Annotated in this window: 14 protein-coding genes; 10 read left to right on the top strand and 4 right to left on the bottom strand. The window is 41.1% G+C overall.

All coding sequences use genetic code 11. The features are described from left to right. Positions 1 to 24 precede the first annotated feature (24 nt). Both ACMUMK_RS13555 and ACMUMK_RS13550 read right to left on the bottom strand, forming a co-directional pair. Positions 25 to 1,158, bottom strand: a complete 1,134-nt coding sequence (locus ACMUMK_RS13555) for a serine hydrolase domain-containing protein (RefSeq protein ID WP_414701682.1) — start codon at positions 1,156 to 1,158, stop codon at positions 25 to 27. Positions 1,159 to 1,248: 90 nt separating this feature from the next. Beyond that, entirely contained in the window at positions 1,249 to 2,394 is a 1,146-nt protein-coding gene (locus ACMUMK_RS13550; protein WP_414701681.1) for an enoyl-CoA hydratase/isomerase family protein, read from the bottom strand. Between the two features lie 241 nt (positions 2,395 to 2,635). Between ACMUMK_RS13550 and ACMUMK_RS13545 the strand changes: the two genes are divergently transcribed. From ACMUMK_RS13545 to ACMUMK_RS13535, 3 genes are all read left to right on the top strand, one after another. Further along, entirely contained in the window at positions 2,636 to 4,297 is a 1,662-nt protein-coding gene (locus tag ACMUMK_RS13545; RefSeq protein WP_414701680.1) for a response regulator, read from the top strand. 12 nt (positions 4,298 to 4,309) lie between these two features. Continuing rightward, the gene (locus tag ACMUMK_RS13540; RefSeq protein ID WP_414701679.1) at positions 4,310 to 5,086 is read left to right on the top strand and encodes a substrate-binding periplasmic protein; all 777 of its coding nucleotides are present in this window, start codon (positions 4,310 to 4,312) and stop codon (positions 5,084 to 5,086) included. A 303-nt stretch (positions 5,087 to 5,389) separates the two neighbouring features. After that, on the top strand, positions 5,390 to 6,616 hold the full coding sequence (locus ACMUMK_RS13535) for a dipeptidase (RefSeq protein ID WP_414701678.1): 1,227 nt from the start codon (positions 5,390 to 5,392) through the stop codon (positions 6,614 to 6,616). Between the two features lie 55 nt (positions 6,617 to 6,671). On the opposite strand, the gene ACMUMK_RS13530 is transcribed toward ACMUMK_RS13535, so the two are convergent. Continuing rightward, positions 6,672 to 7,478: a response regulator transcription factor gene (locus tag ACMUMK_RS13530; protein WP_414701677.1), complete on the bottom strand. Its 807-nt coding sequence runs from the start codon at positions 7,476 to 7,478 to the stop codon at positions 6,672 to 6,674. Positions 7,479 to 7,490: 12 nt separating this feature from the next. Beyond that, positions 7,491 to 8,396: a LysR substrate-binding domain-containing protein gene (locus ACMUMK_RS13525; RefSeq protein ID WP_414701676.1), complete on the bottom strand. Its 906-nt coding sequence runs from the start codon at positions 8,394 to 8,396 to the stop codon at positions 7,491 to 7,493. Positions 8,397 to 8,600: 204 nt separating this feature from the next. On the opposite strand from ACMUMK_RS13525, the gene ACMUMK_RS13520 reads away from it, so the two are divergent. The 7 genes from ACMUMK_RS13520 to ACMUMK_RS13490 all read left to right on the top strand — a co-directional run bounded on the left by ACMUMK_RS13520 (position 8,601) and on the right by ACMUMK_RS13490 (position 18,842). Then, on the top strand, positions 8,601 to 11,033 hold the full coding sequence (locus ACMUMK_RS13520) for a TonB-dependent receptor (RefSeq protein WP_414701675.1): 2,433 nt from the start codon (positions 8,601 to 8,603) through the stop codon (positions 11,031 to 11,033). 43 nt (positions 11,034 to 11,076) lie between these two features. Further along, on the top strand, positions 11,077 to 12,684 hold the full coding sequence (locus ACMUMK_RS13515; protein ID WP_414701674.1) for a tetratricopeptide repeat-containing sulfotransferase family protein: 1,608 nt from the start codon (positions 11,077 to 11,079) through the stop codon (positions 12,682 to 12,684). Next, positions 12,684 to 13,541, top strand: a complete 858-nt coding sequence (locus ACMUMK_RS13510; RefSeq protein WP_414701673.1) for a hypothetical protein — start codon at positions 12,684 to 12,686, stop codon at positions 13,539 to 13,541. Before ACMUMK_RS13515 ends, ACMUMK_RS13510 begins: the two co-directional genes overlap by 1 nt. Positions 13,542 to 13,632: 91 nt before the next feature. After that, positions 13,633 to 15,249, top strand: a complete 1,617-nt coding sequence (locus tag ACMUMK_RS13505; RefSeq protein WP_414701672.1) for a 5-guanidino-2-oxopentanoate decarboxylase — start codon at positions 13,633 to 13,635, stop codon at positions 15,247 to 15,249. An 11-nt stretch (positions 15,250 to 15,260) separates the two neighbouring features. Further along, a complete protein-coding gene (locus tag ACMUMK_RS13500) occupies positions 15,261 to 16,235 on the top strand; it encodes a 2-hydroxyacid dehydrogenase (protein WP_414701671.1) in 975 nt (324 codons plus the stop codon). A gap of 2 nt (positions 16,236 to 16,237) precedes the next feature. Continuing rightward, positions 16,238 to 17,611: a YjiH family protein gene (locus ACMUMK_RS13495; protein WP_414701670.1), complete on the top strand. Its 1,374-nt coding sequence runs from the start codon at positions 16,238 to 16,240 to the stop codon at positions 17,609 to 17,611. A 91-nt stretch (positions 17,612 to 17,702) separates the two neighbouring features. Further along, a complete protein-coding gene (locus ACMUMK_RS13490; protein ID WP_414701669.1) occupies positions 17,703 to 18,842 on the top strand; it encodes an aromatic ring-hydroxylating oxygenase subunit alpha in 1,140 nt (379 codons plus the stop codon). The last annotated feature ends 36 nt before the right edge of the window (positions 18,843 to 18,878 follow it).

Here is an 18,878-nt window from a genome sequence, read left to right as displayed (position 1 = left end):
TTTTGCCCTTCTCATCAGGTAAAACTATTCCTGATTAAAATACAGTGCTAGGGTTTCTTGAGCCAAGTCAGCTATATCTATGCCCGCGTCATTACACATAATGGCAACAGATAACTTTTTTTCAGGAAACCTCACATAATAGGTAGAGGTACCAAGCCAACCACCAGAGTGAGAATAAGCCTCTTGTCCCATTACTTTTCCAACAAACTGACCGTTAGCATACAGCTTATTGCCTGCTTTATGACTGCTGTTAGCGAGGTTCATTAGACTAATAATTTCATTTGGCGCTTTACCTACTTTAGGAAAGTAAAAATTCTGATCCCACTTGAGTAAATCTTCAAGATTCGTATGCAAACCACCATCCCCCACCCAAAACAAGTTAGTCATATCGTTGATATACTTGCCTGAATCATTCTGGGTGTATCCCATTGCGCGATTTTTTACAATTTCTACTGGGTCATCACTAAAGAAAGTATTTCTCATATCTAAGGGCTTAAATATGTTTTGATCTGCATACTCTCTTAGGGTTTTTCCTGACACTTGTTCCACCAACATAGAAAGTAAAAAATACGCCAAGTTACTATATTGGAATTTTTGATTAGGCTTAAGGGCTAAGGGCACGGTTTTAACAACATCATAAAACTCGCTAATCGTCAGGTAATCTTCATTCCCTAAACGAAAATCTCCGCCAGCAACAGATTTTAGATCAATACTTCCCTCTGACTTTTCACCTTCATAGGAGCCTGCGATCAGATCATAATCCCCCATTCCACTTACATGCCCCAGCATGGCGCGAATGGTAACTTTCTCTTCGTATTCTCTTAAGTCTTTAAGGTAGGTGTGTATGTCTGCATCAAGGTCTATCTTGCCTTCTTCGGCTAACAACAATACTGCCATAGCGGTAAACTGCTTAGAAACAGAAGCCATTCTATGTACTTGAGTACCGTCTAAAGGCACTTCTAATTCAAGATTGGCAAGACCATACCCAGCTTTATGAATAAGAGCGTGATCTTTTATCACACCTATATTACAACCGGGCGAATCTTGGGTAACTTTAGTAGAAAATAGCTTATCAATCGACAAGCTCAGGTCTGAAGCTAAAACTGAGGGCACAATATTTAGCAGAGACGCTCCTAAAAGCACTTTAAGTCTAATCATCACAACTTTCCCTTTGCATAAACCAATCAATTATCAGTGTAAAAATCCTACTCTAGATTTTTTTGTATCGAAAGTACTTTAGCAAGTAGCTTATCTAAGATGCTGCAAAGGATGTGATTCCGCAGACCAAATAGCTTCAAAAAAGTACTTAACAACTGACTCAGGCACCTCTTCCACTGTTTTATATTTCCAATTTGGTTTACCGTCTTTATCTACAAGCAATGCCCGCACGCCCTCCTGAAACTCGCCAAATTCTCCAGATTTACAAGACAAACCCAGCTCCATACGCAAACACTCTGCTAGGCTCATATTTTTACCCCGGCGTAACTGCTCAAACACAATATGCGCTGCAACAGCAGAGCCATTACTCAAGGCTTTTTGGCCCTTGATTAACCAAGGATCGTGTTCCGAAGCTTTACCTTTAATAGCGTTGACAACCGCTTCTAGCGTTGGCAAATCTGATAATTCATGTAACCAATTCTGATAGGGCTTTAAGTGACTTTCAGGTAAATGTTTCACACTTCGGTTTTGGAAGGTTTTACATATATTGTCTAGGGTTTTATGTGCTGAGACAGTCTGCCAGTGGTTAGATAATAGCTTTTCAAAAAACTCAAGCTTGAGATCGTCAGTTACAAAGTAATCGGCAAGGCCTGTATAAAGTGCATCGGCGGCATTAATGTTGGCAGCGGTTAAACCAAGGAATAAACCACAACCATCTGGCATTTTATTTAAAAAGTAACTCGCCCCAACATCTGGGTACAAGCCTATGGTTATTTCTGGCATAGCTATTCGGGAGCTAGACGTCACAATGCGATGGCTTGCACCACACATCAAGCCTAAACCTCCCCCCATAACTATACCATTCCCCCAAACTACAACCGGTTTAGTATAGGTATGAATAAGGTGATCAAGCTCATACTCTAAGGAAAAAAACGCCTCTAAAGTAAATTCACTTTGACTAGCTGTAGAGGATTCGCTCTGAGCTTGCTTCATAGCGTGGAACATGGAGACCACATCTCCACCAGCACAAAACCCTCTATCCCCATCGCCATCTAATAAAACCATGACTATGGCGTCATCTTGCTGCCATTTTTTTAATTGCTTTGTAAGAAGAGTAACCATCTGCATATCTAGGGCATTTAAAGCCCTCACTTTTGTTAATCTGCAGTGCCCTATTTTTAGTCCACTTGGGGTTAACATCTCATTAAATGTGACTGGCGTGGTTTCCATAGGCATCTGATTCTCATATTTTTATAGTAGCAATTAATCAACTATATTCTGCTTAAATGTTATCAGGATATTAGATAAACGTTAATTTTATAATTAGGTTTAACCACAAGTAAGAGTAATATTACAAGCGTATGAATACTCGGGCGTTTTAGTTCTATATTTTCATACTTATCTAAGAAAAATTGTCATTAATTTGTGGCTCTGGCCTGTTATGCTGAACTTTAATTGTCCATGTAAAACAGGTGCTATGTCGTATCATAAGGTTAGAGTTGCCGTTGTAGAAGACAACGGAATGGCTAGAGCCAATATTCGTAACCATCTTTTAGATATGGGGTTTACGCACATTAGCTGCTTTAGTAATGGCCGTGAACTTAAAGCAAACATCAAGCGCAATAAAATAGACCTATTACTGATGGATTTTCATCTTGGACTCTACAAAAATGGTGTAGAAGTTGTTCAAGATCTTCAAAAAATTAAACTTATCGATGAGCGAACATGCGTTATGTTCATCACTTACGACCGCCTACCCTTAATCATTGGGCAGATAGTGAATATTCATCCAGAAGCCTTAGTGATCAAACCGTACACAATTAATAACCTTCAAAAAAACGTCAAAAACTGCCTTAACTTACACAAATATTTAATGCCTATTTATGAAAATATGCATGACAAAAATTTTTCAAAAGCTCTCAAAGGTATTAACGGTTTAATCACCGCCGATGACAAACCCAAATTTCGTTCCTCTTTAGTAAAAATGAAAGCTCAAATTCTAACGAAACTTGGACGTTACCAAGAAGCGAGGGAGCTTTATTCAGACATTCTAAAACGTTCAGATAAAGTGATTTGGGCAAAGTGGGGATTGGTCCAAGCTATGTTTCTAGATGGCAAAGTAGAGCAAAGCGAAGAGTTGCTAGAAAGCTTAACCGACTCCCAACTAACCAATGTAAAAGCATGCGAGTGGTTAGCAAGAATTAATGTAGAGAAGAACCAATACAATAAAGCAGAGAAGTATATGGGGCAAATTAACGAAGGGGAGTTATCTATTCCTGCATCGCAACTTAAAGCCCATATTTACCAAGCCCAAGACCGCAGTAAAGATGCAATCAAGTTTTTAGAGAAAAAGCGCGAATCAAACCGTTCAAATCGGGAGCACTTTGATGAAATGTCTCTAGAGCTAGCACGTTGTTATATTTTTGAAGCTGAGCAAAAACTAGCAAATGAGCGCCAGCCTAGCTTAAAAGTAGCTAAGTATTTAATTGGTGCCGCTGGCAGAAAATCCCTCGACCCAGAACTCACTATCCGCAAAGACTATATGCATGCCATTGTTGCCTATTTAGAAGGTAACGAATCAAAAACACGGGAAGTACTTGCCCGAAAGGGTATGGAAGATTTACGAAATGCTGAGATATGTACTATTACCGATGCCGTTCATGTTTGGCAAAACATTGGTAATACCGCCAGAGCCAAAGACTTTTTAGCGCTAGGTGAAGAAAAACTAAAACATATAGAAGACGAAAACGAAAAAACTGTCTCAGCTAAAATGATAGCAAAAGGGGCTGATAGGATAGGAGAAAGAAAACCACAAGCGCTAGAATACAATAGAAATGGCCTACAAAAATACGCAGAAAAAGCATTTATAGAAGCGACAGAAGAATTCTATAAAGCCTATATTCTATTCCCTCGAGAAATCGCCTTTAGCCTGAATCTATTACAAAGCATGGTGGATGCTGAGTTAAGGGATTACCAAAAAATGAATACTATTGAGTTACTGAAAGAACTGCAAAGCCGCCAATTAAACAAAGCCAATAAAAAAAGATTTACCGATATTGTTAGCCGTGTTGTTAGAAAAAATCATATTTACCACTATGATATTTCTATAGAAGATTCTGTAGAACTAACAAAAACCTAAGAGTTGTTAATTTTGATTAAAGTAAATCTATTTACTACTGGTGTCCAAAAGTACTATTTTTTACTGCTGCTAACTTGGCTTAGCGATTATGTTTATGCTCAAAAAATACAATTGCATTTTGACGAAGGCGAGCAAGGAGGCTGGGTTCCCTTTAGAACAGGCGCTCAAGCCAACCAAAGTGGTGTTTTAACAGATGTAACACAACTTATCAGTGTTAACTCAGAAATTGAGTTTATACCTGTGCCACTGCCGGCTAGAAGAGCTCAGCAAGCATTAGAAAAAGGCCTAATCGACTTTGACATTATTTGTCTTGAATGGCTCAATCAAGGGCAAAAATCCCAATCATTTGTGACCAGCGAACCACTCTTTGAAGTAACAGAGCACCTAATCACATTGCCCTCTAAGCAAAATTTGTTTCCAGACAGAGCCTCTATTTTTGGCAAATATGTTGGCACAATTGCAGGCTATTTTTATTTTGATGACAGTCAATTTAAAAGAGTGGACTTTTTAAACGAAAACCAACTCTTGCTAGGGCTTAAACATAAAAGATTTGATGTAATTATTCTTGAGCGTGAAACAGCAAAGTATTGGGCCAGCCAACATAAGATGGACATCAAATTCACCGCGCTGCACAGCAAAGGCAATTTACTTATAAGACTGCGCCAAGAGCATGCTGAGTTGATGCCGCAGATAAATGAAACAATTCAATATATTAAACAATCTGGCGCGCTACAAAACATACTCGATAAACATGGCGTAGACTCTAAGGTTTCTTATACAAAAATGTAGATTAACTCCCCAAACAAGCTCATCCATAAATAACTTATTCATAATCATACTATTTGATGCGCAAAATTATTCCAAGTTGGTGCAGCAGCAAATCAATACATTGCTATTAGCTGCCACTAAACCATAACCACAGCCCCACTTACAAAGTGTTACAAATCGTCTATGGCAGATCACACATAGCATTACTTGAATACCCGAGCCAAGAATTAACCGCTCTATCTTTATTGGTATGTTTATTGTTTTATGCTAACCACTAAAACCTAAACTCATCAAAACAAACCAAAATCTAAAATGAAATTCACTATGCTTAAACTAAATAAAAAATTCCTATCCGTTACTGTCGGTTTACTGCTATCCCAAAGCGCCTGTGCAAGCTCAGTGTCTTTAGAAGATGCAACAGCAATACAGCGCTCTATTGTGACGCTAGATACCCACCTAGATACACCCGCCCACTTAGTTCAACCTGGGTTTGATATTCTAGAGCGCCATACTTATGGCCATGACTTTTCACAAGTTGATGTACCCAGAATGCTAGAAGGCGCCTTAGATGGAGGCTTTTGGGCAATTTATTCTCCGCAAGGGGAGCTCACTAAAGAAGGCTACCAAGAAAGTCGTGATACCGCTATCTTAAGAGCACTTGCTATTCATACTATGGTGACAGCCAACCCAGATGTATTTGAGTTTGCTACCGAGCCAGAAGATGCCGCCGCCATAAAAAAAGCCGGTAAGCTAATTGTTTACATGAGTATGGAAAACTCATACCCACTAGGTACAGACGTAAGTTTACTTGAAACCTTTTACAAGCTTGGGCTACGTATGGTGGGTCCGGTACATTTTAAAAACAACCAATTTGGAGACAGTTCTACCGATCCAGCTGGCGTAAAGTGGAATGGATTATCGCCCTTAGGTGAGGAGTTAGTGGCAGAAGCTAACCGTTTAGGCATAGTACTAGACGGCTCTCATGCTCACGATAAAACCACCGAAGACATGATCCGTTTATCAAAAACACCTATCATTTTATCCCACACAGGTAGTAAAGCCATTTATGATCACCCCCGCAATGTTGATGATGCCTTGCTTAAAAAGTTGGCGGCATCTGGTGGGGTAATTCAAATGAACGCATACAGCGATTACCTTGCAGATTTACCTAAAAACCCTGAGCGAGCAGAAGCCTACAAAGGTTTATTTGCCCTTAGAAAGCAAGGGGTAGACATGGATGTATTAATTGAAAAACGCCGAGAAATTGAACATGAGCATCCTGCAGTAAAAGCCACATTTGAGGTGTATATGGAACACTTTTTACACGCTTTAAAAGTAGTAGGGCCAAAACATGTGGGCATAGGAGCTGACTGGGATGGCGGTGGCGGCGTTAAAGATATGATGGATGTAGTTAACTTACCCAGGATAACCCAACGCCTCCTGGATGAAGGCTATACAAAAGCTGATTTAGAAGACATTTGGGCCAATAATGCCCTTAGAGTTTTACAAGCTGCCAAAGATTATTCAGAAAGTTTGAAAGCAACAAAGTAGTTACTAGTAAAACCTGTAATTCAAAGGGGAACTGGCTTGTTCCCCTTTTTGTTGGTTAATCCACACTTCTTAATTGGTTCAAAAAGTACGAAAATAGCTCTGAATTTGACCTTAACTTCAGCTTAGAATAAAGCTTAGCCCGATGAACTCGCTCTGTGCCCGGTGATATATGCAGGTTGTCTGCAGCAGACTGGGAAGAATGTCCCGTAATCACAAGCTTTGCTATTTGCCGCTCTCTAGCTGTGAGTAAATCTGATTCAAAATTATTAAGCAAATAGTTCACTCGCTCAGAAACAATAGATGATAAAGGGGTCACATCTTGACCTTGTTTTGCAGCATACTCCCAGTGCTTACGAATTAGCCCAATAATTAACGGACTAACACTCTCAAGGGCTGCCAACTCACTTTCACTAAATGCACTACTTGGTTCATGACGACCGATGCAAAACTGTATAAAGCCTAAATCATTACAGTTAACAAAAACATACACCAAATCTTCGATACAACTTACGCGATAGTAAGTGCTATACATATCAGAGCTTTTGAACCCTTCAGGCATAAGCCGGATCCATGGATAAATGCCATCGGCTAGATTATTAACAAAGCCTTGATAAGCGGGGCTTGCCACATAAGCGCCGTCTAAAAATCGTGCGAAAAATATCTTATCTTCATGCTCTAGCAGGTTTGAAAAAAGAAGCTCTGGCGCTTTCTGCTTGTTGTAACAAATGGCTGAACTACTATCGAAAGGAAGCACGGTTTTTAATGAGTCAACTAACTCCCTAAAAAAATGTTTGTTGCCAAGGGTATCTACTAACCTAGTTTGCACTTCAATGTTCAGAAATTCGTGGGTACTATTTTGCATTGAGATCTCGTTTTACATGTCATCTTTATGGGTTAGTAGCCATTTTCTAAACTGGCGAATGGCATAGTCATCTTGGCGCTCTTTGTCATAAAGTATGTGAAACCGTTGCGAAGGTTTAAAACTCTGCTCGCAAGCTACAATTAACTCCCCCTCAACTATGGCGTCTTTAATTAAATACTCTGGTAAAATAGAGACCCCAATATTATTTTTTACAGCTTGTAGCAAATAAATAAAGTAATCAAAATACTGCCCGCCAATCATAGAAATTTCTTTTTCAGTCATACCCGCTTTTAGGAACCACTCGTCCGTAGTAGACATAGCATTGCTTTGATGAATAAAATCAAAATCTGCGACCTCTCGCATTGTTTTTACAGGCTTTCTCCCCCGTAAATATTTAGGGGTGCACACAGCAAAATAAGTATCATGACGCAGCGGCTCTGCATAATAATGGGGCCATTCACCATCTCCCCATAAAATAGCAAAATCACAGCGGCGAGTATTACGGGCAACCGCTTCAAAGTCAGTACCAAGATCAATCTCAATGTCTGGATAGTTGGTATAAAACTCATTTAATTTAGGCATTAGCCATGCAATAGCAAAGGTAGGCTCAGTAACTACTTTGAGTTTGACTGTTTTGGTAAATTCGGTATTTGAAGATATTTTTTGGGTCACGGCATTTAGGCTGTTCAACATTTTATGAACTTCTTCTGCGTACTGCTCCCCTACAGGTGTAAGGGTTAGTTGATTATCTTGCCTATAAAACAACTCACGGCCGATTAGCTTTTCTAAATTTTTAACCTGACGACTCACCGCACTTTGGGTTAAATGCAATGCATTGCCCGCATAGGTCATATTCAGATGGTGAGCTACCGCATCAAAACACTGCAATGAAATTATAGTAGGGAGTTTTCCTCTCACTTACATCACCTTTATCCTAAACAAGTTTAGGCCCTAATTCTTATTCATATCTTTGTTATTTAAACCACCATTGTAGCCATTCCATTTTGTAATACCATCAGTTGTTTTTGTTGTTTGCGAGATTTAAAGGCAATTAATAGTATGCGTGGCAGTTAAAAAAAATAATAAAGCAATTATTACTACTTAGTTCGAGGGAGTATAAAGATGTTTAGACCAAACAGATTAAGCCTAGCAGTTTGTTGTGCTTTCATGGGCTCGCCAGCATTAAGTATGGCGCAAACAGTACCAGAAGAGACAACTCCAGCAACAAAGGATATTGAAACAATATCGGTGACTGCGACACGTCGTGAGACGACTATTCAAGAAGTACCTTATAGTATTTCTGCCTACGGTGGCGAGGCGTTAGAAAATGCAGGTATTACCGATTTTTCTAGCATTGCGCGCTCCATTCCTGGTTTAACCTTGACCGATGTGGGCCGTGGCAAAAACGGAATCTCTTCTGGCATAATTATGCGTGGTCTTAACCTTACAGGTGGCGCCCAAGAAGACTTCGCCATGACAACCGATCCTGTGGTGTCTATTTATTTAGGTGAAACCCCTTTATTTGCCAACCTTGAACTCCGTGATATGAATCGTGTAGAAGTCTTAAAAGGTCCACAATCAACCTTGTATGGTTCGGGCTCTTTAGGTGGCACGATCCGCTATATTCCCAATAAACCAGAATTCGATAAAGTATCAGGAAAAGCCCAAGCTAAATTATCCTCTACAGATGGTGCGGGTGATTTAAACCATGATGTGGAGTTCACATTAAACGTACCGTTAAATGACACCTTCGCCATCCGTGGCGTGGTCACTCAATTAGCAAACGGAGGTTATATTGACAGCGATTATATCGCTGGACTTGATGCAAATAATCAGCCTACTGGTGAGTATTTTACAGCAAAAGATATCAACGACGAAGACGTTGCAATGGCCCGTTTATCTGCCCGCTGGTTACCCACAGATAAAACAGAAGTGCTCCTCACTTACAACATGCAAAAAGATGATGTGCAAGGCTCGTCAGCAAGCTCTGAAGGGTTAGATGGATATCAGTCTGCTGCAAAAATCATAGAGCAGTTTGAACGTGAAACCAGTATTACCTCTCTGGTTATTGAACATGAACTAGGCTTTGCAGATTTTACATCATCCACCTCTATTACCAGCAACGAAGCCGAAAGCGCTTATGACCAAAGTTACAACTATGGTCACTCAACCTGGTGGGGACCTTATTATGTTTCTTACTATGGATACACAGGTGGTACTTCACCGGCAGCAGAAGTCATAGTGGGAGAAAAAACCTACAAAACCGATACTATTACCCAAGAGTTCCGTTTAGCAGGATCCGCTGATGATAGTGTGGATTGGTTATTAGGTGTGTATTACAACTCGGTAGATTTTGAAGCAGACGCTTACGACTATGTTTATGGCCTAGATGCAGCATTTAATATTACTAACCCAGTAGGCACAGACGTTGGTTACGGTAATATCCAAGAAACTGAGTTTGAAGACTACGCTATATTTGGTGAAGTAACTTACTACCCAACAGATGAATTGAGCATAACGGCGGGGCTTCGTTACTTCGAACAAAACTTTTATGCCAAACAAGAAGTATTACTTCCCGCCTGTGAAGAGTTCTGGAATACCACGCTAGGCTTCTTCTCATGTGGGGATACTGAAAACTCGGGCATTGACCCTAGAGGTTACGCAGCGGGTGAAGATGAAAAAGATTTCAGTGATCTGCTTTACCGTTTAAACATAGCGTACGACATTGACCTAGATACCAAGGTTTACCTAAATATTTCTCAAGGTTTCCGCCACGGTGGAGCAAATGGCTTACCTACCACTGGGATATTTGCTGAGGGTGAAGAATACTTATTTTTTGAACCCGATAAGTCAACCAACTATGAAGTGGGTGTAAAAGGTAACATGTTCGACAGTAACCTTTACTACAGTGCTACCGCTTACTATATAGACTGGGAAGATCCAATATTATTAGTGCAATCGCCAGCCGGTGGTTTCCCTGCCATGATCAATGCCCAAAGTGCAGTATCTAAAGGGATTGAAGTCGAATTAAATGCAAGTCTAACCGAGAATTTAAAACTGAACTTTGGTTACACCTATACCAATGCCGAGCTAACTGAAGATTTTGTTGCGCCAGATGGCAGTTTTGGTGCTGCAGACGGTGAGTCTTTACCAGGCATACCAGAATCTACCTTAGTCAGTTCTTTGATTTTCACCCAAGAACTAGGTGATGGAGAGTTAACTGCTCAAATCGGTGTATCTTTTAAAGATGAATTCACAACCGGTTATGCCGAACCTTCTATCTTTTATGAAACAGGATATGATGAAATTCCCTCGTCAACCTTGTGGAATGCTAGTGTAAGGTACGACATAGACCAATGGTCTGTGGCCTTATTCGCTGAAAACCTATTGAACGCTGATGATGCAACCGCATCTGATGGTGATGGCAAATACATCATAAATGAGGCAGCCGGTGAAGTAAAAGCTGGTGAGCAATACGATATTGCACAGTTAGGTGACCAATTATACCGCGTGCGTCCACGTACTGTAGGTGTATCTGTTAGTTATAAGTTCTGACACAATAACTGCTAGTACTTAACTAATAATAAGAGCGGAAATTTTGGATCAGTGTAACGACCATTACCACCAGCTGATTCAGGCAAGTCTGGCCGCAAACGATATTGATCGCGCGGCCAAACTTTGTACTGAAGCACTCAAAACAGATGCCACTAATGGGCAGCTCTGGCAAGACTTGTCAGAAATTAGTCTTCGCTTGGGGCAAACCAAAATGACAATCAATAGCGCCTTAAAAGCAATTGATTGTGATCCCAAAAATGTGTGGCATGTTTTTCATCTAGCTGGGTGTTACTTACAATTTCAGACCTTTTCTGCAGCAACCAAAGCCCTAGACAAGGCTGCCTCATTATTAAATAGCAACAACAGTGCTCAAGAGTGGGATAAGCTCGGCGAACTGCGCTACATGGCCAATCAAATTGATTTAGCAATCAGCGCCCATACCCAAGCTTTAATAGTGGAACCAAACAGCAAGCGAAGCCGCAATCAACTAGCGGCCTTACTGCGCTTTAAAGGTAAACTTGCTGAAGCCGAAGTGCTGTACACAGACGTCATTAAATTAGAGCCTGATAATTATCAGGCTTGCTATAACTTGTCTCAATTACGCCGCTTCAAGAAAGCGGATGATATTGTTCCTTTGCTCACCCGTTGCAGCCAGCTGTTACCAGCTGAGCACCATGGCCATATTATGCTCCATTACGCTTATGGCAAAGTCTTTGAAGATTTAGGTGAGTACCCTAAAGCGTTTCGGCACTTAAGTTTAGGGGCTGAATTAAAACGGCAACAAAGGCCTTATCATATCGAGCAAGATTTAAGCTTAATGAAAACCCTTGTTTCATTTTCTGAAACCCTCAAAACACAAATAACGGCTGCAGCTCAAAATGCCTCCCAAACACCAATATTTGTGGTGGGTTTACCCAGAACAGGGACAACCCTAGTAGAACGTATTATTGCTAGCCATCCAAGTGTGGTTAGTGGTGGCGAACTAAATGCTTTACCTATGGCCTTACTTGAAGCCGGAGGTAAGCCTATCGCCGCTGGTTTAGAAGGCGTAGACCAAGACTTAGTCAAAAAAGTCACGCCAACAACCTTAAGTAATATGGCAACACGTTATCTGCAACTTGCCAATAATTATGTGCAAGGAGCAAGCTTTTTTGTAGATAAGCTTCCCTATAACTTTTTATATTGCGGCCTTATCTTACAAGCCATGCCTAACGCTAAAATAATACATGTAAACCGTAACCCCTTTGATGCAGCGTTGAGCAACTTCAAAATGCTATTTGATAGAGGTTACGAGTACTCATATTCCCTTGAAGATACAGCAGATTTTATCTCTGGTTATCAAAATATGATGCAGCAGTGGAAAATACAGTTTCCATCAAAAATACACACCATAGACTACGAACAGTTAGTTAACTCCCAAGAGGCTGAAACCCGTAAATTGCTGGAGTTTTGTGAGTTAGATTGGGCACCAGAGTGTCTTAACTTCCATCAAAACACTAGTGCTAGCCAAACCGCTAGTGCCAGCCAAGTGCGGGAGCCTATTTACAGTCGCTCAGTAGGTCTATGGCGTCAATTTCAAACACAACTTACCCCCTTGCTTGATGCATTTGCGAAACATGGCATCCAACCAAAGGACAATAAGGAACAATAATGGCAAAACTAGACGTTTTCCAATCAATGTGGGCTATGGAATATAAACGCCCCGATGGCTTTGAACTAAGCCTTGAAGAAAAACTAAATAAGATAGCCAACGCCGGCTTTAAAGGCGTGAGTTTTGATATCGGCTACCACCCGCTAGCATTAATTGAAGAAGCCATGCCCTTGCTACAAGCCCATGGTTTGGATCTAGTTTACAATGCCTTTGTTAAAAGCCCTGAGCATTACAGCGATATAATCGACTTTGCAGCTAAACAGCCAATCAAACCAAGGTTTATCGCCATAGTTGGCCAAATTGAACCTTGGAGCGTTGAACACGTAGCTGATATTACTAAGCAGTGGATGGCCATTAGTGAGCAAGCAGGCATACCTTCCCATGTGGAAATTCATCGCAATTGCATGACCAATGATTTACTTTTTACCTTACAACTCATGGAGCAAGTACCTGAGCTGCTAATGGTGGCTGATTTATCACATACTTTAGTGAATCAAGAATATTACCTACCACTGCACGACTTAGCCAAGCAAAGAGTATCTGAATTTTTAACAAGAGCCGAAGCTTTCCATGGCCGTGTAGCTACCCGAGAGCAGGTTCAGGTTCCTTTTATGTTTCCTCAAAACAAACCTTGGTTTGAATTATTTCAATCTTGGTGGTCAGAAGGGTTTGATAATTGGATAAGCCGTCACGGTAAGCAAAGTGACGACGCATGTGTATTTTTATGTGAGCTAGGCCCACCTGTATATGCCATAACAGGTGCTGACGGCGAGGAGTTGAGCGACCGCTGGGAAGAAGCACTCATCATGCGAGAAACCGTACAAAAACTATGGCAAGAGTCCCTAAAAAAAGCCTAGTTTTTTTGCTTGCCAGTTCTTAAAACAAATATTAATTAATGTCATTGAAAACGGACTTTCTACAATAAAAACAGATATATAGAGAAAAAAGATGCAAAAACAAACCTGTGGTGAAGCACTAACACGTTTATTACACGCTTACGGAGCCGACACAATTTTTGGCATACCTGGCGTTCATACCATTGAGCTATACCGCGGGTTAAAAGGCTCTCTATTAAAACATGTGACGCCCCGTCACGAACAAGGTGCCGGTTTTATGGCTGATGGCTATGCTAGGGTGACAGGCAAACCTGGCGTATGTTTCATCATTACAGGGCCAGGCATGACCAATATAATCACCGCCATGGGCCAAGCGTTACAAGATTCTATTCCCATGTTAGTGATTTCTTCGGTTAACCGTACCCAACAGCTAGCCATGGGAGAAGGACGCTTACACGAACTGCCCAATCAATTAGCCATTACCTCAGGGGTATCTCGTTACAGCCATACCCTTTTGAGTGTTGACAATCTACCTAAAGTGCTCGCCCAAGCGTTTGCTATTTTTAGCAGCCAACGGCCAGGTCCTGTGCATATTGAAATACCAATCGATGTTCTCGCCCAAGATGCCAGCCATATAGATATGCAACCTTGGCCTATGCCTCAAGCACCGGCTCCTCAAGAGGCAGGAATACAAGAGGCGGTAGCTTTGCTAAGTCAAGCAAAGCGCCCTGTTATGATCTTAGGTGGCGGAGCTAAAAATGTCGATTTTGTAGCCCTTGAGCTTGCAGAAAAACTCAATATGCCAGTTGTAAATACCTGCAATGGAAAAGGCGTTATGCCGCCGGACCATCCGTTATCCATTGGCTCTACCCCTTCTCACCCAGCCATTCGTGAGGAGCTTGAAAAACAAGCTGATGTAGTACTTGCAGTAGGTACAGAACTGGCAGAAACCGACTATGACTTTTTCTTTTTAGGGGATTTGAATATCAGTGGCAAGCTTATACGAATTGACATTGATAGCGCACAACTTATGCGAAACCATAAGCCAGATTTACCTATTTTATCTGATGCACAGCAAGCGCTAACGGCTATTAATATGGGCTTAGCAAGCATTAAAACCCAAAATAGAGATATAGTGCATTCTCGTTGTGAGACTTTACGTAACAGCACCCAGGATATGAAAAAACCTGCTTATCGTGATTTTTTCAAAACCATCACAGATACCTTAGGGGATTGCATTATCGTTGGCGACTCAACACAGCCTGCCTACTATGCCCAAGCCTTTTATGAAACTAGCAACACAGCCCGATATTTTCATTCAACCACTGGCTACGGTACCTTAGGTTATGCGTTTCCAGCGGCAATTGGCGCAAAAATAGGCTCACCGGAATTAGCTGTTATTGGCTTAACCGGTGACGGTGGCGGACAATTTACTCTTAATGAAATTATCACAGCAGTAGACGCAAATGTGCCTGTTATTTATATCGTATGGAACAACCAAGGCCACGGCGAAATTCGCCGCTTTATGGATGACGCAAATGTAGAAAGAAACGGCGTAGATATTAGCCCTCCTGATTATGTAGCCCTTGCTAACGCTATGGGATGTAAAGCAGCACACGCAACTAGCCTTAAAGAGTTATCCACATTATTAAATCAAGCAGAGGCTTATGATGGGCCATTTTTAATTGAATTTAACGAATCCGCCCTTGATTGCGGCTACGCATTTTAGGAGTGAAAGGTTTGAAAGTATTTCTCAGTCGCCCATTATTTGATACCCAGTTATTAGCCTCTAGATTCGAGGACGCTGGTATCACCTTAATTACCACAGATTCCGATGACATCTGCCCCATAGCCACTTTATTAGAACAGGCAAACGGTGCCGACGGCCTAATCACCCATACCGAAGATAACCTGACAGCAGAAGTCATTAATCAACTCCCTGCTAGCATCAAGATAATTGCAAATTATGGTATTGGCTTTTCTAATATAGACATAGAAGCTGCCACTAAAAAAGGTATACAAGTCACCAATACTCCTACCGATGAAGCGTTTCACGCCACCGCAGAAGCCACAGTAGCTTTATTGGTATCCATAGCAAGGCAAGTTCCTGCACTAAACGCTGAAAGACGCGCCATGAAAACCGACCCAGCGCCTTCATTTAAGCGACCAACAGCTGTGTCAATTCGCAAAAAAGTGACGGGAATTGTTGGCCTAGGTCGTATCGGCTCCCGTGTTGCCAAGATGATGCATCATGGCTTTGAAAACAGCATTATTTATTACGACCTTTATCAAAATGAAAGTTTAGAGCAAGAGCTCAATGCTAAAAAAGTTCCGCTCAAAGAGTTAATGGAAACAGCAGATTTTATTTGTGTGAACATGCCCTTATCTGAGCAAACCTATGATCTAGTCTCAGCAGATATGCTGGCATTTATGAAACCAGATGCAGTACTTATTAATACCGCCAGAGCTGGCCTTGTAAATGAAGATGCCCTTATTGAACGTTTAAACAAGGGGTTATTACACGGAGCAGGCCTTGATGTTTACAGTGATAAAGTGAATGCTATCACAGCAGATAATGTCGCACTTACCTCTCATTTTGCCAATTTCGAAAAAGAAGCCTATACCGCGATGACCAATCTGGTTATTGATAACCTGATAGGCCAGTTAGCTCACAAAAAACCAGTCACACCAGTGAACTCACCACTAGGACGTTAATCATGACAGTACAGCAAAGCTCCTCACAGAAAGAAGCCGCAATCTCTCCCATTATTTGGCTCAAACTATTGGGGTGTTCATTATTTGGCGTGTTATTTTTCTTAGTGCCCTTTCAATATAATAACTCCTGGACCATCAGCCTAGGGGTAGTGACCAGCCTATTTACCCAAATGATTGGTGACAACATGAAGGTTTTTACCTGCGGTATCTTTTTTTTAGGGGCGTTGATCGCCGTTATCTATAATTTAACGCCAAGAAGCTTTGCTAAAAAACTGCCATTAAGTGAAAAATTTATTGCCGCACATTGGTTATGGACATTGCTGGCAATTATAGGTGGTGTAGCATCAAGCATGACGTTTTTTCAGGTAGGTCCAGACTGGGTTATATCTAAAGAAACTGGCATAACCGCTTATATAGATGTGGCTGGAGCAATATTCTTATTGATTGGGTTGGGCTGCCTATTTTTACCCTTTTTGACGGATTATGGGCTGCTTGATTTTATCGGCACTTTGTTGCAAAAAGCCTTTCAAAAGCTGTTTAACTTACCAGGACGAGCCACAATCGATACTCTAGCCTCATGGGTAGGATCATCTAGTATTGCCGTTGTGATGACAGACTACCAATACAAACAAGGCTATTATAGTGCTCGTGAATCGGCGGTTATCGCCACTAACTTTTCTGTGGTGTCTATTCCATTTGTATTACTAACGGCTCAAGTGGCAGGTATAGAAAGTCACTTTTTACAACTTTATGCCAGCATGATTTTTATTTGTGTTTTATGTGCCATAGTCACACCGAAATTGCCTCCTTTATCTGGGTTTAAAGATGAATATTGTGGCGGACAAGAAAAGAAACTAAATGAAGATGTTGAGTCTGGCGAAAGCCGAGTCGCTTGTGCGACACAAAGAGCCATTGCTACCGCAAAAAAAGCGCCTTCACCGCTAAGCTCAATTAAAAAGGGCTTTTGGTCGATGACAGACATTTATCTAATGATGATGCCAGCGGCTATGACAATTGAGTTTTTAACTTTATCCGTATACAGCCATACCAGCATACTGCAAACCTTAAGTTACCCATTTATATTTTTATTAGAAGCCTTGAATATTCCAGAAGCAGAAATGGCCGCACCGGGGTTATTTATTGGGTTACTAGATCAATTCGTGCCTACTATAATTGCAGGTAGTTTAAGTGAGCCTATCACTAAGTTTATCCTTGCAGGCTTATCAGTGACTCAACTTATATTTTTCGCTGAAACTGCCATACTGATTATGCGCTCAGCTATTCCCATCACCATTACACAGCTAATTGCTATATTTGCGATCCGTACAGCTATTTCATTTCCGATACTGGTTGTTATTGGTCATATGCTATTTTGAGTACGTAAAAATACATAACATTCTTCGTATGTTTTACAGCCCCTAGCTGTGATTAGATGATACAAATATATAAGTACTAATAGGTAGCATCATGGAATACATAAAAACAATAACAAAAGAGCATGTCACAGCGCACGGGTTACCTGCCATAGCGTTTAAAGATAAAGACATCTACGAACAAGAGTGTGACAAGATATTTGCACAGGGCTGGGCAAGTATTGGCTGTGGTCAGCAAATCAGCAAACCTGGCGATATATTACCTATCCGTATTGCTGGGCAATCGCTCATTGCCATTCGCAATAAACAAGGGGAAATCGGAGTATTCCATAATATATGCCGCCATAAAGCCGCCCCATTAGTTGACGAACCATGCAACAAGCGCAGCCTAGTCTGTCCTTACCACAAGTGGTCCTTTAAAATAGACGGTGACTTACTTAGCGCCCCTAGGTATTTTGGTAACGATAACAAAGTTATGACAGCCGAAAACAAAGCTGATAAAGGCTTAATCAAAGTTCGCTTTGCAGTTTGGTGGGATATTATTTTTGTAAACATAGACGGTAAAGCCGAGCCTTTTGAAGATTTCATCAAGCCATTAGACGAGCGACTCGCTATCTACCCAAAAGACGATATTCGTATGGTCAGCACCACTGATTATTCTGGGGAAGTTAACTGGAAACTTGCTGTCGATAACTTTTTAGACGGTTATCATGTCCCCTTTGTACACTCACAAGCATGCAGTGTAGAGTCAGTGCTTGGGCAAGAAGATTTATTTTTATCAGAGAATATTGTTGGTTTACACCTGCCCCACGGGGCCAGTGCCAAACCAGCAAAAACCGCCAAACAGTTACCGCACTTTAATGGCCTACCAGAAGAGAAACAAGGCACCCAGCAATGGTTTGGAATTTTTCCTAACACCTTGTTTTTTGTAGACCCATGTTGGGTGCAAACCATAGTGGTTAAACCTATGGGCGAAACCCATACCGAAGAATCTCTTAGTGTATATGTGGTAAATGATGAAGCTGCCAGCGAAGAATACGCAGCCGAAACAAGCCGCTTGCATGAAGTGTTAAACGAAGTAAATCAACAAGATATTGAGCTACTCGATAAACTTCAAATTACCCGCAGTAATAATATTGCCAACCAAGGGCACCTTAATGACGCTTGGGATCAAGTCAATATGACATTTCACCAAATGTGGCTTCAAAAAATTAATGCCGCAGCAGCGAACTAGGTGAGTAAGTTAATGAGTAAAGAAACGAACATAGCA

The sequence above is a fragment of the Paraglaciecola sp. 2405UD69-4 genome (assembly GCF_047525415.1).
GTDB lineage: Bacteria > Pseudomonadota > Gammaproteobacteria > Enterobacterales > Alteromonadaceae > Paraglaciecola.
Note: the sequence above shows the minus strand (reverse complement) of the source record. Positions and strands in the feature narration are given on the sequence as shown.